The sequence below is a fragment of the Pseudomonas sp. NEEL19 genome (assembly GCF_028751975.1).
GTDB lineage: Bacteria > Pseudomonadota > Gammaproteobacteria > Pseudomonadales > Pseudomonadaceae > Aquipseudomonas > Aquipseudomonas juntendi.
Window position 1 is genome coordinate 2,028,786 of record NZ_CP081491.1, and the last position, 12,822, is coordinate 2,041,607.

The window sequence follows — 12,822 nt, forward strand, 5'->3', positions numbered from 1 at the left end:
GGCCGCTGTGCGGCCCACCGCGACGCAAGGCCACTCCTACAAGGGACCGCGCATTCCTGTAGGAGCGGCCTTGTGTCGCGATGGGCTGCGCAGCAGCCCCAATGGCTTCAGCGCTGAACGGGCGTCGGCCGCTGCTGGTCGGCCCGACGCTCCAGCACCTCATACACCGACGGATACGCCGGCCGCTCCACATAGCGCCCCGCGCCCGCCTCGGCGCGCAGGTCGCCATCAGCCCAGACCACTTTGCCCTGGCTGATGGTGTGGCTGGGGACGCCACGTACAGTGCGGCCTTCGAAGATGTTGAAGTCCACCCGTTGGTGGTGGGTCTGGGCCGAGATGGTGCGCGTGCCTTGCGGGTCCCATAGCACCAGATCGGCATCGGCCCCTACGCGGATGGCGCCCTTGCGTGGGAACAGGTTGAAGATCTTCGCCGTGTTGGTAGAGGTCAGTGCCACGAACTCGTGCATCGACAGGCGCCCGCTGTTGACCCCGGCATCCCACAGCACCGCCATGCGGTCTTCGATGCCGGCGGTGCCATTGGGGATGCGGCTGAAGTCATCCCGGCCCATGGCTTTCTGTTCGGCGCAGAAGCAGCAGTGGTCGGTGGCTGTGGTGTGCAGGTTGCCCGCCTGCAGGCCGCGCCACAGCGCCTCCTGGTGCTCGCGCGGGCGGAACGGTGGGCTCATGACGTAGCCGGCGGCTGTGGCCCAGTCCGGGTCACGGTAGACGCTGTCGTCCAGCAGCAAGTGGCCAGGCAGCACTTCGCCGTAAACCGGTTGGCCCTTGGCCCGCGCATAGGCGATTTCATCCAGCGCCTCGCGGCTGGAAATGTGCACCAGGTACAGCGGTGTACCGAGGGTTTCGGCAATGCGGATGGCGCGGCTGGCCGCCTCGCCTTCAACCTGCGAAGGGCGTGACAGGGGGTGTGCTTCCGGCCCGGTCAGGCCCTGTGCCAGCAGCTTTTTCTGCAGGTGGAAGACCAGCTCGCCATTTTCGGCATGCACGGTGGGCACTGCACCTAGCTGCAGGCAGCGCTCGAAGCTGGCCACCAAGGTGTCATCGGCCGCCATGATGGCGTTCTTGTAGGCCATGAAGTGCTTGAAGCTGTTCACCCCATGCTTGGCCACCAGTTCGCCCATCTCTTCGGCCACCTGCTCGCTCCACCAGGTGACGGCGACGTGGAAGCCATAGTCGCTGGCACTTTTCTGGGCCCAGCCGCGCCAGGTGTGAAAGGCCTCCAGCAGTGACTGCTGCGGGTTGGGAATGACGAAGTCGATGATCGATGTGGTGCCGCCCGCCAGGCCGGCCGCGGTACCGCTGAAGAAGTCTTCACTGGCCACGGTGCCCATGAACGGCAATTGCATATGGGTGTGCGGGTCGATGCCGCCTGGCATCAGATATTGCCCGCTGCCGTCGAGGATCTCGCAATCGGTCGGCGCTTCCAGGCCAGGCCCGACTGCACGGATCAGGCCATCGGCACACAGCACATCGGCGGGGTAACTCTCTTCGTGGGTAACAACGGTGGCGCCACGGATCAACAGGGACATGCCGTTTTCCTCGCAGGCTGACCGGTCTTGGCCGGTTCTTGGAATTTTCGGAAGCAGGGCGGGCAGGGGTTAATCCTGTCATGCCTGACAAGATTCGAGGCTAGATGCTGATCCTGAATTCGGCAAGAAAATTTCCTATTTATTTTGTGGTTTTTAAGTCATTGATTTAAATGAATTAAATATTTAGAGCCCGCTGAATTCGGGGCCTCCAGGGTTTTTGACTAACTTGACAAGATAGAAAATTGGTCGAGATTTCTAAGGCACTCATACGCGTGTGTACTCCGGCCATCGAATTAGCCCGATGAGCAGACAACTCGAAAAAGTCTGGAGAAAGGCCCATGCAACAGAGCAGATCGCAAGTGGTCGAGCAGGATGGCCTGTTCGAGCTGGCCGAGGGCAGTGATGTTCTCGACAGCCCGCGCTACAACCACGACATCGCCCCGACCAAGGTGCACCAGCGCACCTGGAACAAATGGCACATCACGGCCCTGTGGGTAGGCATGTCCATCTGCGTGCCAACCTACACCCTCGGCGGCGTGCTCACAGCCTACTTTGGCCTGAGCGTTGGCGAGGCGTTGCTGGCGATCCTGCTGGCCAACATCATCGTGCTGATCCCACTGACCCTCAACGCGTTCCCCGGCACCAAGTACGGTATCCCGTTTCCGGTGCTGCTGCGCTCGTCGTTCGGCATTCTGGGCTCCAACGTGCCGTGCCTGATTCGCGCCGTGGTGGCCTGCGGCTGGTTCGGGATCCAGACCCTGTTCGGCGGGCTGGCCATCCACCTGTTCCTGGGGTCGGTGTTCGACGGCTGGAAGGCCCTGGGCGGTGTCGGCGAGGTGATCGGGTTCATGATCTTCTGGTGCCTGAACCTGTGGGTGGTACTGCGGGGCGCCGAGTCGATCAAGTGGCTGGAGACGCTCTCGGCGCCGCTGCTGGTGGCCGTTGGGCTGGGCCTGCTGGTGTGGGCCTTGCCACACATGTCGATGACCGAACTGCTGGCGCAACCGCCCAAACGCCCTGAAGGCGCCAGCGTGGTCAGCTACTTCTGCGCTGGGCTCACGGCCATGGTCGGCTTCTGGGCCACGCTGTCGCTGAACATTCCCGATTTCAGCCGCTATGCCCGCAGCCAGAAGGACCAGATCCTCGGGCAAATCTTTGGCCTGCCGCTGACCATGTTCCTGTTCGCGGCCTTGGGCGTGGTGCTGACTGCGGCCTCGGCGTCGCTGGTGGGCGAAACGGTGTCCGACCCGGTCAGTCTGATCGGCAAGATCCACAGCCCGTTCTGGGTCGCCCTGGCCATGGCGCTGATCGTGATCGCCACCCTGTCGACCAACACTGCGGCGAACATCGTGTCGCCGACCAACGACTTCCAGAACATCGCCCCGCGCCTGATCGGGCGCAGCCGTGCGGTGTGGCTGACCGGCTTCATCGGCCTGGCGCTGATGGGCCACGAGTTGCTGAAGAAACTGGGCTGGATCGTGTCCGACCTGAGCCTGGAAAGCGTGTACTCCAATTGGTTGCTGGGCTACTCCAGCCTGCTCGGGCCGATAGCCGGGATCATGGTGGTGGATTACTTCCTGATCCGCCGGCAAAAGCTGGACCTCGCCGGGCTGTACCGCGACGACGTGTACCCGGCGTGGAACTGGGCCGGCTTCGCCGCCTTCGTGCTGCCCGTGGGGTTGACGGTGCTGGCGATCGGCAACAGCAGCTTCAGCTGGTTCTACGACTATGGCTGGTTCACCGGCTCGCTGCTGGGGGCGGCGTTGTACTACGTGTTCGCTGGCTTGGCGGCGCGCAGCCCGGCGCGGCTGGTCAAACCCTTGCCCTGAGACCGTGTCTGCTTCTTCGCGGGCATGCCCGCTCCTACAGGTATTACGCAGTACTGGAAAACCTGTGGCGATCTGGTGGGAGCGGGCATGCCCGCGAAGAGGCCCGAACAGACAACAAAAAAGCCTGAAGGAGAAACCCGTGACCCCTTTCCAAGACATCCTCAAGACCACCGCCCACCACATCGACAGTGCCCGCCTCTGGCAATCGCTGATGGACCTGGCCCGCCTCGGCGCCACGCCCAAGGGGGGTGTCTGCCGCCTGGCCCTGACCGACCTCGACCGCCAGGCCCGCGACTTGTTCGTGCAATGGTGCGAGGCGGCCGGTTGCACGGTCAGCGTCGATGCCGTGGGCAATATCTTCGCCCGTCGCCCTGGGCGTAACCCCAAGCTGCCACCGGTGATGACCGGCAGCCATATCGATACCCAGCCCACTGGCGGCAAGTTCGACGGCTGTTTCGGCGTGATGGCCGGGCTGGAAGTGCTCCGTACCCTCAACGACCTGGGCGTGGAAACCGAAGCACCGCTGGAGGTGGTGGTGTGGACCAACGAAGAAGGTTCGCGCTTTGCCCCCTGCATGATGGGGTCGGGTGTGTTCGCCGGCAAGTTCACCCTGGAAGAAACCCTGGCCAAGCGCGATGCCCAGGGCACCAGTGTGGGCGAGGCGTTGAACGCCATTGGCTACGCCGGCCCACGTGCGGTGCTCGGGCACCCGGTGGGGGCATATTTCGAAGCGCATATTGAGCAAGGGCCGATACTCGAGGACCAGGCCAAGACCATTGGGGTGGTCCTCGGTGCCCTTGGCCAGAAGTGGTTCGACCTGACCCTGCGCGGCGTCGAAGCCCATGCCGGCCCCACCCCCATGCACCTGCGCAAGGATGCCCTGGTGGGTGCCGCCGCGGTGGTCGAAGCGGTCAACCGCACAGCCCTCGGCCACCAGCCGCATGCCTGCGGCACGGTGGGTTGCTTGCAGGCCTACCCGGGCTCACGCAACGTAATCCCTGGCGAAGTGCGCATGACCCTGGACTTCCGCCACCTTGAGCGCGAGCAACTGGATGCGATGATCGCCGAGGTACGAGGGGTCATCGAGGCGACCTGCGCCAAGCATGGCCTGAGCCACGAACTGGTGCCCACCGCGGACTTCCCGGCATTGTACTTTGACAAGGGCTGTGTCGATGCCGTGCGTGATTCGGCCAAGGCCCTGGGGTTGCCGCACATGGACATCGTCAGCGGGGCAGGGCATGACGCGATCTTCCTTGCGGAGCTGGGGCCGGCGGGGATGATTTTCGTTCCGTGCGAGAACGGCATCAGCCACAACGAAATCGAAAACGCCGCACCCGATGACCTGGCGGCGGGTTGCGCGGTGTTGTTGCGGGCGATGCTGGCTGCTTCGCAGGCGATTGCCAGCGGCCGCCTGGCAGCTTGATCAGGCGTAAGGGCCGCTCCTTCACTGGTCGTGTTTGGCCGTAGATCGGCGGAGCCACACCGTCCGTTTGTAGGAGCGGGCTCACCCGCGAACACCGGCGTAGCCGGTGCCAGCCACCGCGCTGGATTCTTCGCGGGCGCGCCCGCTCCCACACAGGCCGCGTCGCGCTTACGAATTCAGTTCTCTGCGCGACAGCGCAGCCCTTAGTGCTGTGTTATCTCCTACAGGGCTGGTTCCAGGTAGCCGTCACGGCCGATGTGATAGCGCTGCAGGTCCTGCGCCAGCACCAGCCGGCCGCGGTAGTGGGCCAGTGCCTCATCACGCACGTCGTTGATGCTCGGGCTGCGCCTTGGGTCGCTCTGATAGCGGGCACTGAAGTGCGTCAGCACCAGGTTGCGCACGCCTGCCGCCTCGGCAAAGCGCGCCACTGCTGCCGCAGTGCTGTGCCCAAAGGTGACCCCGGTCCGCTCCACCACCGCCTGCGTGAAGGTTGCCTCATGCACCAGCACATCCGCGCCTCGGGCGGCGTCGGCGAGCAATTGCGGGTTGTCATTGTCGCCACACACGATAATCCGCCGGGGCGGGCGCGAGCCACGCAGGTATTCATTGCCATGCAGCAGTTGCTCGCCGAATTGCACGGTACGCCCCTTGGCCAGCTCGCCCCACATCGGGCCACGCGGTATGCCCTCAGCCTCCAGGCGCAGGGTGTCCAGGCGGGGTTCGGGGTTGAGTTCGGTAAACACGAAACCTACGCTCGGCACCCGGTGCGACAAGCGCACCGCTGTTACCTGCAGGGTCTGGTTGCGCCAGCCCTGCCAATCTTCCACGGCCAGCAGGCGCAGCTCGAACGGCAGGAAGGTATCACTGGCGGCCAGGCCTTGGCGTAGCCAGCCATGCAGCGCGGCAGGCAAGACAATATCCAGCGGTTGGTTACGGCCACTCATGCCGGCACTGGCGAGCAGCCCGGGCAGGCCAAAACAATGGTCACCATGAACGTGGGTAATGAAGACCGCCTGCAGGTCGCGAACCGACAGCGGCGTGTGCAACAGTTGGTGCTGGGTGCCCTCGCCGCAGTCGACCAGGTACCAGTGGCTACCACTGGCTTCGACTACGGCGGTGGCGCTGACGTTGCGGGCTTTGGTCGGCACCCCGGCGGAGGTACCGAGAAACAGCAGGTCCATGTTGCGGCTCCTTGTGCCAGTCCAGTCGCGCAAAATCGCGCAATACGCAGGGCCTCGTTCCTTCGAGACGAACAACGCCGCACACCTTAGCCGGATTGTCGCAGGCCGTCGATTGCCCGCTAGTCAGCCTGCCGCCAGACTAGCTTGGTGGTGTCGTAGCCTTGCTCGCGGGCAATGTTCAGCAACTGTTCACGCTGCTGGTCGGTGACCGCAGGGGTGCGCGACAGCAGCCACAGGTACTCACGGTTGGGGTGGCCGACCAGTGCCACGCGGTAATCCTTGTCGTGGTACAGCACCCAGTACTCACCCTTGGTCAGGCCAGGGGCCAGGCGGCTGAACCAGTTGTCGAAGCGTACCCACAATTTGTCAGTCCTGCCCGGCTGCTGGGCTTCAGCAATGCCTTTGGCTTCGTTCACCTCACCGTCCTTTTCCTTGCAGCGGTTGGTCACGTCGATACGGCCATCGGCGCGTAGCCCATAATGAGCCTCGGACTGTACGCAATTACGCTGGAAGAACATCGGCAGCCGCGCCAGTTCGTACCAGGTGCCCTGATAGCGTTGCAGGTCCACCTGCTGGGTGCGCGGCGGTGCGGGGTGGTCGTTGCCGGCGCAGCCGAGCAAGGCAAGGGTCATGCAAGAAAGCAGCAGCGTGGTGCGTAGCGCCATGGTTGATCTCCTTGAAACGGATGAGGGCTTACCTGGGGTTCGATCCCGCGGCGGGGCAAAAGTTGTATGCGCAAACCATTGTCTGCTCCAGCTGGGTTACCATCCACGATGGTGAACCATCCAACCCTAGGAGTTCCGTTCGTGACCGAATACACCGCATTCAAGGTCGAGCTGACCGATAGCATCGCCCACGTTCAGATCAACCGCCCGGAGAAGGTCAACGCGATGAACGCGGCCTTCTGGGAAGAGATCGTCGATATCTTCCAGTGGATCGACGACACCGACGCCGTGCGTGCGGTGGTCATCAGCGGTGCCGGCAAGCACTTCTCGGCCGGTATCGACCTGATGATGCTGGCCTCGCTGGCCGGGGAGATGGGCAAGGACGTGGGCCGCAATGCGCGCTTCCTGCGCAAGACCATACAGCGCCTGCAAGCCTCGTTCACCGCCGTGGACAGCTGCCGCAAACCGGTGCTGGCCGCGGTGCAGGGCTATTGCATCGGTGGCGCCATCGACCTGATCTCGGCCTGTGACATGCGTTACTGCAGCAGTGACGCGCAATTCTCGATCAAGGAAATCGACATGGGCATGGCCGCCGATGTCGGCACGCTGCAACGTTTGCCACGCATCATCGGCGACGGCATGATGCGTGAGCTGGCGTTCACCGGGCGCAATGTCGCGGCGGACGAGGCGCTGCGCATCGGCCTGGTGAACCGGGTCTATGATGACCACGCCGCGCTGCTGGACGGGGTTTTTGCCATCGCCCGCCAGATTGCTGCAAAATCGCCGATCGCGGTGGCAGGCACCAAGGAAATGCTCAGCTACATGCGCGACCACCGCATCGACGATGGGCTGGACTACATCGCCACGTGGAACGCCGCGATGCTGCAGTCCGAAGACCTGCGCGTGGCTGTGGCCGCGCACATGAGCAAACAGAAACCGACGTTCGCCGACTGATCGGGCCGGCGCACGCGCAGTAAAGGAAACCCGAGATGTCAGCACGCTGGACTACCGCAGTACTCGACCCTCAGATCACCGGCGGGCTGGCCGTGGCGCGCAGCCCGGAAGGGTTTCTGCACGACGCCAACGGCGCGCTGTTCCCTCGTGACTGGCTCAAGCGCCAGGGCCTGGATGTGCTGTGCGAACACGGCATTGGCCACTTCGACGGCCAGCCTGTGTTCCTGCTGGAACTGCGCGCTGCCAGCGACGTGCCCGGTTGCAACTGGCGCGGCCTGCGCGCGTTCATGCTGGAGGGTGACTTCGACACCTACAAGGTTCTGGGTTATGCCGCGCAGATCGGCACCTGGGCTCGCGAGCACCGTTTCTGCGGCAGTTGCGGGCAGGCGATGACACAAATCCGCTGGGAGCGCGCGATGTACTGCCAGCCTTGCGACCTGCGCAGCTACCCGCGTATTTCGCCGAGCATGATCGTGCTGGTGACCCGTGGCGACGAAATCCTGCTGGCACGCTCGCCGCGCTTCGTCACGGGGGTGTACAGCACCCTGGCAGGCTTTGCCGAGCCGGGCGAGTCGGCCGAGGACTGCCTGGTGCGCGAAGTGCGTGAAGAGGTGGCGGTAGAGGTGCAGAACATCCAGTACGTCGGCAGCCAGTGCTGGCCGTTCCCGCACTCGATGATGCTGGGCTTCCATGCCGAATACGCGGGTGGCGAGATCGTCATGCAGCCGGACGAGATCGAGGACGCCCAGTGGTTCAGCGTGCACGACCTGCCGCCGCTGCCGGCTGGGCGCTCTATTGCGCGCTACCTGATCGACCTCTATGTCGCTCGCCGCTTAGGCCTGCCCGAACCAGTGCTGCCACGCTAGGCGCACGGTCAACGCCAGCACCACGGTGATGAACACCGGGCGGATGAACTTGCTGCCGCCGCTGATCGCCGTGCGTGCGCCAAAGAAGGCGCCGACCATCACCGACAAGCCCATGCACAGGCCGACGATATAGTCGACCTGCCCGGAAATGATGAACACCGTCAGCGCCGCGATGTTGCTGACGAAGTTCATGCTGCGCGCCACGCCGCTGGCGCGAACCAGGTCGATGGGGTACAGCAGCAGGGTGCTGACCGTCCAGAACGCCCCGGTGCCGGGGCCGGCCACGCCGTCATAGAAACCCAGGGTAAAGCCCTGCGGGGCCTGCCATTTTTTTCTGATCGGGGCATCGACGTCCAGCGGTGCCTTGGGCGTGCCGCCGAACAGCAGGTACACGCCACAGGCGAAGACGATGACCGGCAGCATCTTGTTCAGCCATTCGGCTGGCATGTAGTGGGCCACTACGGCGCCGATCAATGCCCCGACCAGGGTGGCCAACAGCGCCGGCCGCCACTGCGCCGGGTGGAACAGCTTGCGCTTGTAGTAGGTGAAGCTGGCGGTGGCCGAGCCGAAGGTGGAGCTGAGCTTGTTGGTGCCCAGCACCAGGTGTGGCGGCATGCCGGCGGTGAGCAGTGCCGGGGTGGTGAGCAGGCCACCGCCGCCGGCGATGGCATCGATGAAACCGGCGACGAAGGCGACCAGGGCCAGAATCAGCAGGGTGAGGGGTTCTACGGTGAGTTCGAAGGGCATGGGTTATTGGCAGGTGCAGGAAAGAAGGCCGGAGCGGGATGGTAATCCTCGCAGGCCAAGGTTGTCAGCACCAGTTTTTATAGACGCTCACCGACGTTTGAAGACGGGCTGTTCACTTGGCGGCCCCCCTAATCTTTGAATTTTCTGAGCATAATGTAGCGAGCGAAGGTATTTCTATTTTGGATTCGATAGGGGTATAAACTTTTTTGATCGTTTTCTCTGTTTTGATGAGTGCTTTATTATATGCGTCGAATGCCAGGTTCCATTGGTCCTGATTCGTCAATAAATAATGCAGGTCAGGGTTGGGGCTCCATGCTTCTAGGCTTTCTGCTTTGGTGGCTAGTTTTGCGGCTTGTTTCAAATGTTTTTTCTGAGTATGTGGGCTATCAAACCATTTCGGATATTTGGCCAGCGGTGGAGTGTCCTGGGTGACAGCTACAGCTTGGCTATAATATTTGCTTTTTCGGGGCAGGGATGGAGTCAAGGCGTCGGGCCCACTATTGAAAAACTGCCTCACTTTTTTAAGCATATGCCCTGATGGGTCAACGTTGTTCGTCGGGTTACCCTCGCAGTAGGCATATGCGTTACGCCCCCCTTCATCGAATGGGCTTAGGGTATCAGGTGCCAGAAAGCGCATCAGCAGGGGGCTATATGCGCGGTAGCCATTGCCAAGGAGGTAGTGGTTCGTGAATCGGTCATAGCGTTGCCCGGTGTATCCCAGAATACTCTCAATAAGGCTGTACCCATAGGCACTGTAGCTCAGACATTGAATGCGGTGACCATGTGAACTGTTAACTATGGAGTTCTGTGAGTTTACTGCCGTTAGCTGTGTTTCTGCAGAGATCTGCGCCAAGGGAATGTCTAAGGTTGCAAATAGCGTGGCAGGTTGGGAACCAATCTCGCAGGACAACTGACCTTTTTTGTAAAATAAATTCTGTTTTTTCTGTTGCATGGTCAGTCTGCTGAGTTTTGAAGTGGTTGGTAAGGACTAACTTCGGGTAGAACGGGCAGGCGCGCAACTGGTAGATTTACCAGTTGCGTAAAGTGGGGAAGTAGTTGCTTCGTCAGTGCCGGCCCTTTCGCGGGCTCGCCCGCTCCCACAGGTTAGAATGCACATGTCAATACCTGTGCAGTGCCTGTTGGAGCGGGCAAGCCCGCGAAGAGGCCAGCACAGACAACACAAATGCTCTCTTCAGACGCGGTCCCGCATCCGGTACCAGGCCTTGGCGGCGGCCTCCAGCGGTGCCGCCAGCAGGTTACCGCCGGGGAAGTGGCCATTGTCGATGCCTTGGTACAGCGTCAGCAGGTCGTCATCGCCAAGGATGGCGTCGCTGACTGCCCGTGCCGCTGCCAGGGTCGGCAGCACGCCGTGGCCGGAGAAACCCTGCAGCCAGTAGCGCTGGTCCGCGCGGCCGACGTCCGGGGTGCGCTGGATGCTGCAGTCGATGTGGCCGCCCCAGGCATAATCGATGGCCACCCCGGCCAGTTGCGGGAACACCCGCTCCAGGTGTGGGCGGGTGGCGCTGGCGACATCCTTGGGAATACCGCCCAGGTAGGTGCAGCCGCCGCCGAACAGCAGGCGGTGGTCCGGGGTCAGGCGGAAGTAGTCGGGGACGAACTGGTTGTCGATCACGCAGCTGTTGCGCGGCAGCAGCGAGCGGGCGAGGTCGGCGTCCAGCGGTGCCGTGGCTACCTGATAGGAACCAACCGGCAACAGGCGGCGCGCCAGGCCGCGGTCGAGGCGGTCGATATAGGCGTTGCAGGCCAGCACCAGCACGTCGCAGCGTACTTCGCCTTGCTCGGTACGGGCGACGTAGCCGCTGCCGGCCTGCTGGTAGTCGAGCACCTGGCTCTGCTCGTAGATGCCCCCGCCAGCGGCCTCGATGGTGCTGGCCAGGCCCTGGGCCAGCTTCAGCGGGTTGAGGTGAGCACCTTTGGCGTCGTACAGCGCGGCTTGGTAGCGTGAGCTGTGGATCCATTGCGGCAGCTCGTCGCGACCGATCAGGCGCAGGGCGTCGTAGCCCCATTTGTGCTCGGCGTCGTGCAGGGCTTCTGCGAGTACCTTCACACGGCGCGGCAGCACGGCGGTCCACAGGCTGCCCTGCCGGTAATCGATGTCGAAGCCATGGCGCTCGGGCAGTTCGCGCATTTCGTCGGCGGCCCAGCACATGCTGGTCCACAGCCGCCGGGTGCGTTCGACGCCCAGGGCATTTTCCAGCGGCGCCATATCGCAGGACCAGCCCAGTAGCGCCTGGCCACCGTTGCGACCGGACGCGGCCCAGGCCACGCGGCTGGCTTCCAGCAGCGTCACGCGCTTGCCGGCCTGGGTCAGGCGCAGGGCGGTGTGCAGGCCGCTGAAACCGGCGCCGATGATCAGCACCTCGGTGTCGTGGCGACCTTGCAGGGTAGGGCGCAGAGGGATGCTGGCGGGGTAGGTCTGGGCGTAGTAGCTGGCGACGTGCTGAGCGGATTGCTTGAACATGCGTGGGCCTTATGAAATTTATTATGATTATTTTCATGAAAAACTAGCATGGTATTTTCATGAAGCCAACCTGTTCGTTTTTCCACCGTGGTTGGATATATGATCGGATGCCGCTTTGCGGCCCTTGCGCGACACAAGGCCCTATCAGGAAAACACCATGCGCCGCCTGCCTTCATTGACTGCCTTGCGCACCTTCGAATGTGCTGCCCGCCACGGCCACTTCGGCCGCGCCGCCGCCGAATTGTGTGTCACCGACAGCGCTGTCAGTCACCAGATTCGCCAACTCGAGGAGCAACTCGGTGTTGCCCTGTTCGAGCGTGTCGGCCGCCAGGTACGCCCCAGTGCCGAAGCCGGGCGCCTGCTGCATCACCTGCAACAAGCCTTCGAACTGATCGGCAAGGCCTGCGACGAACTGCGTGACCCTGGCTCCCAGGCGGTGTTGCGGGTGGCGGTGACCGCTGAATTGGCACAAAAATGGCTGGTGACGCGCCTGGCTGACTTCAGCAGCCGTTACCCGCACATCACTTTGCACCTGCACGATCAGCCGATCGATGCCGGCGCTCCGGCACTGGATGTCGACCTGGCCATCACCTACGGTACCAGCGCCCTGGACGCCAGCACGCACTTCGTCCGGCCCTTGCCGCTGCTGCAGTTCTTCCCGGTGTGCAGCCCGGGGCTGTTCAACCAGGGCGGCCTCAAGCGCCCGCGCGATCTGGTGCGCCACTGCCTGCTGCATGATGACCAGGACGGCCGCACCTGGACCACCTGGTTGGCCACCCACGCCGAAGACGCCTTGCCCACCCGCCAGTTGTATTTCCCCCATGCCGCCCTGGCCCTGGAGGCCGCATTGCTGGGGCAAGGCATTGCGATGGGGGACAACCTGACCTGTCAGGCTGATTTGCAGAGCGGCCGGCTGGTACGTCCGTTCAGTGCCAGTGTGACGGCACAGGGGCAGTACGCGCTGGTGTGCGAGCGGCTGCGCCTGGAACGGGCGCCGGTGGCCGAATTCATCGACTGGTTCATTGAACAGCTGGGTGACAGTTGAATTGAATTCAGCTATCGCTGAGTTTTCATCGTTGGATGCCCAGCGCGGGGCGGCGTAGCGTGCAGTCATCGCTCACCGACACG

11 protein-coding genes are annotated in these 12,822 nt (G+C 63.0%); 5 read left to right on the forward strand and 6 right to left on the reverse strand.

Annotated features, from left to right (window positions below; all coding sequences use genetic code 11):
• Positions 1 to 107: 107 nt before the first annotated feature.
• Positions 108 to 1,547 (reverse strand): dihydropyrimidinase, encoded by a 1,440-nt coding sequence (gene hydA / locus K4A76_RS09035; protein ID WP_009683141.1) that lies wholly within the window; start codon positions 1,545 to 1,547, stop codon positions 108 to 110.
• A 338-nt stretch (positions 1,548 to 1,885) separates the two neighbouring features.
• Here hydA and K4A76_RS09040 point away from each other — a divergent pair, with 338 nt between their 5' ends.
• Positions 1,886 to 3,376, forward strand: coding sequence for an NCS1 family nucleobase:cation symporter-1 (locus tag K4A76_RS09040; RefSeq protein ID WP_009683140.1), 1,491 nt, complete (start codon positions 1,886 to 1,888; stop codon positions 3,374 to 3,376).
• A 139-nt stretch (positions 3,377 to 3,515) separates the two neighbouring features.
• Positions 3,516 to 4,799, forward strand: coding sequence for a Zn-dependent hydrolase (locus tag K4A76_RS09045; protein WP_274411991.1), 1,284 nt, complete (start codon positions 3,516 to 3,518; stop codon positions 4,797 to 4,799).
• Between the two features lie 221 nt (positions 4,800 to 5,020).
• Here K4A76_RS09045 and K4A76_RS09050 read toward each other — a convergent pair whose 3' ends face one another.
• Entirely contained in the window at positions 5,021 to 5,980 is a 960-nt protein-coding gene (locus K4A76_RS09050) for a ribonuclease Z (RefSeq protein ID WP_054904229.1), read from the reverse strand.
• 119 nt (positions 5,981 to 6,099) lie between these two features.
• Positions 6,100 to 6,645 (reverse strand): lipocalin family protein, encoded by a 546-nt coding sequence (locus tag K4A76_RS09055; protein WP_274411992.1) that lies wholly within the window; start codon positions 6,643 to 6,645, stop codon positions 6,100 to 6,102.
• A 141-nt stretch (positions 6,646 to 6,786) separates the two neighbouring features.
• On the opposite strand from K4A76_RS09055, the gene K4A76_RS09060 reads away from it, so the two are divergent.
• Together K4A76_RS09060 and nudC are read left to right on the forward strand one after the other, a co-directional pair.
• Complete coding sequence (locus K4A76_RS09060) at positions 6,787 to 7,599, forward strand: crotonase/enoyl-CoA hydratase family protein (protein WP_047149924.1); 813 nt, start codon at positions 6,787 to 6,789, stop codon at positions 7,597 to 7,599.
• A gap of 35 nt (positions 7,600 to 7,634) precedes the next feature.
• On the forward strand, positions 7,635 to 8,465 hold the full coding sequence (gene nudC, locus K4A76_RS09065) for an NAD(+) diphosphatase (protein WP_029887467.1): 831 nt from the start codon (positions 7,635 to 7,637) through the stop codon (positions 8,463 to 8,465).
• Here the strand turns inward: nudC and K4A76_RS09070 are convergent.
• From K4A76_RS09070 to K4A76_RS09080, 3 genes are all read right to left on the reverse strand, one after another.
• Positions 8,433 to 9,212, reverse strand: coding sequence for a TSUP family transporter (locus K4A76_RS09070; RefSeq protein ID WP_110676070.1), 780 nt, complete (start codon positions 9,210 to 9,212; stop codon positions 8,433 to 8,435). The two genes, nudC and K4A76_RS09070, sit on opposite strands and share 33 nt — an antisense overlap.
• Positions 9,213 to 9,324: 112 nt before the next feature.
• A complete protein-coding gene (locus K4A76_RS09075; protein ID WP_274411993.1) occupies positions 9,325 to 10,164 on the reverse strand; it encodes an RHS repeat-associated core domain-containing protein in 840 nt (279 codons plus the stop codon).
• 240 nt (positions 10,165 to 10,404) lie between these two features.
• Entirely contained in the window at positions 10,405 to 11,694 is a 1,290-nt protein-coding gene (locus K4A76_RS09080; RefSeq protein WP_274411994.1) for an NAD(P)/FAD-dependent oxidoreductase, read from the reverse strand.
• A 157-nt stretch (positions 11,695 to 11,851) separates the two neighbouring features.
• Here K4A76_RS09080 and K4A76_RS09085 point away from each other — a divergent pair, with 157 nt between their 5' ends.
• Positions 11,852 to 12,739, forward strand: a complete 888-nt coding sequence (locus K4A76_RS09085; protein WP_009683131.1) for a LysR substrate-binding domain-containing protein — start codon at positions 11,852 to 11,854, stop codon at positions 12,737 to 12,739.
• Positions 12,740 to 12,822 lie beyond the last annotated feature (83 nt).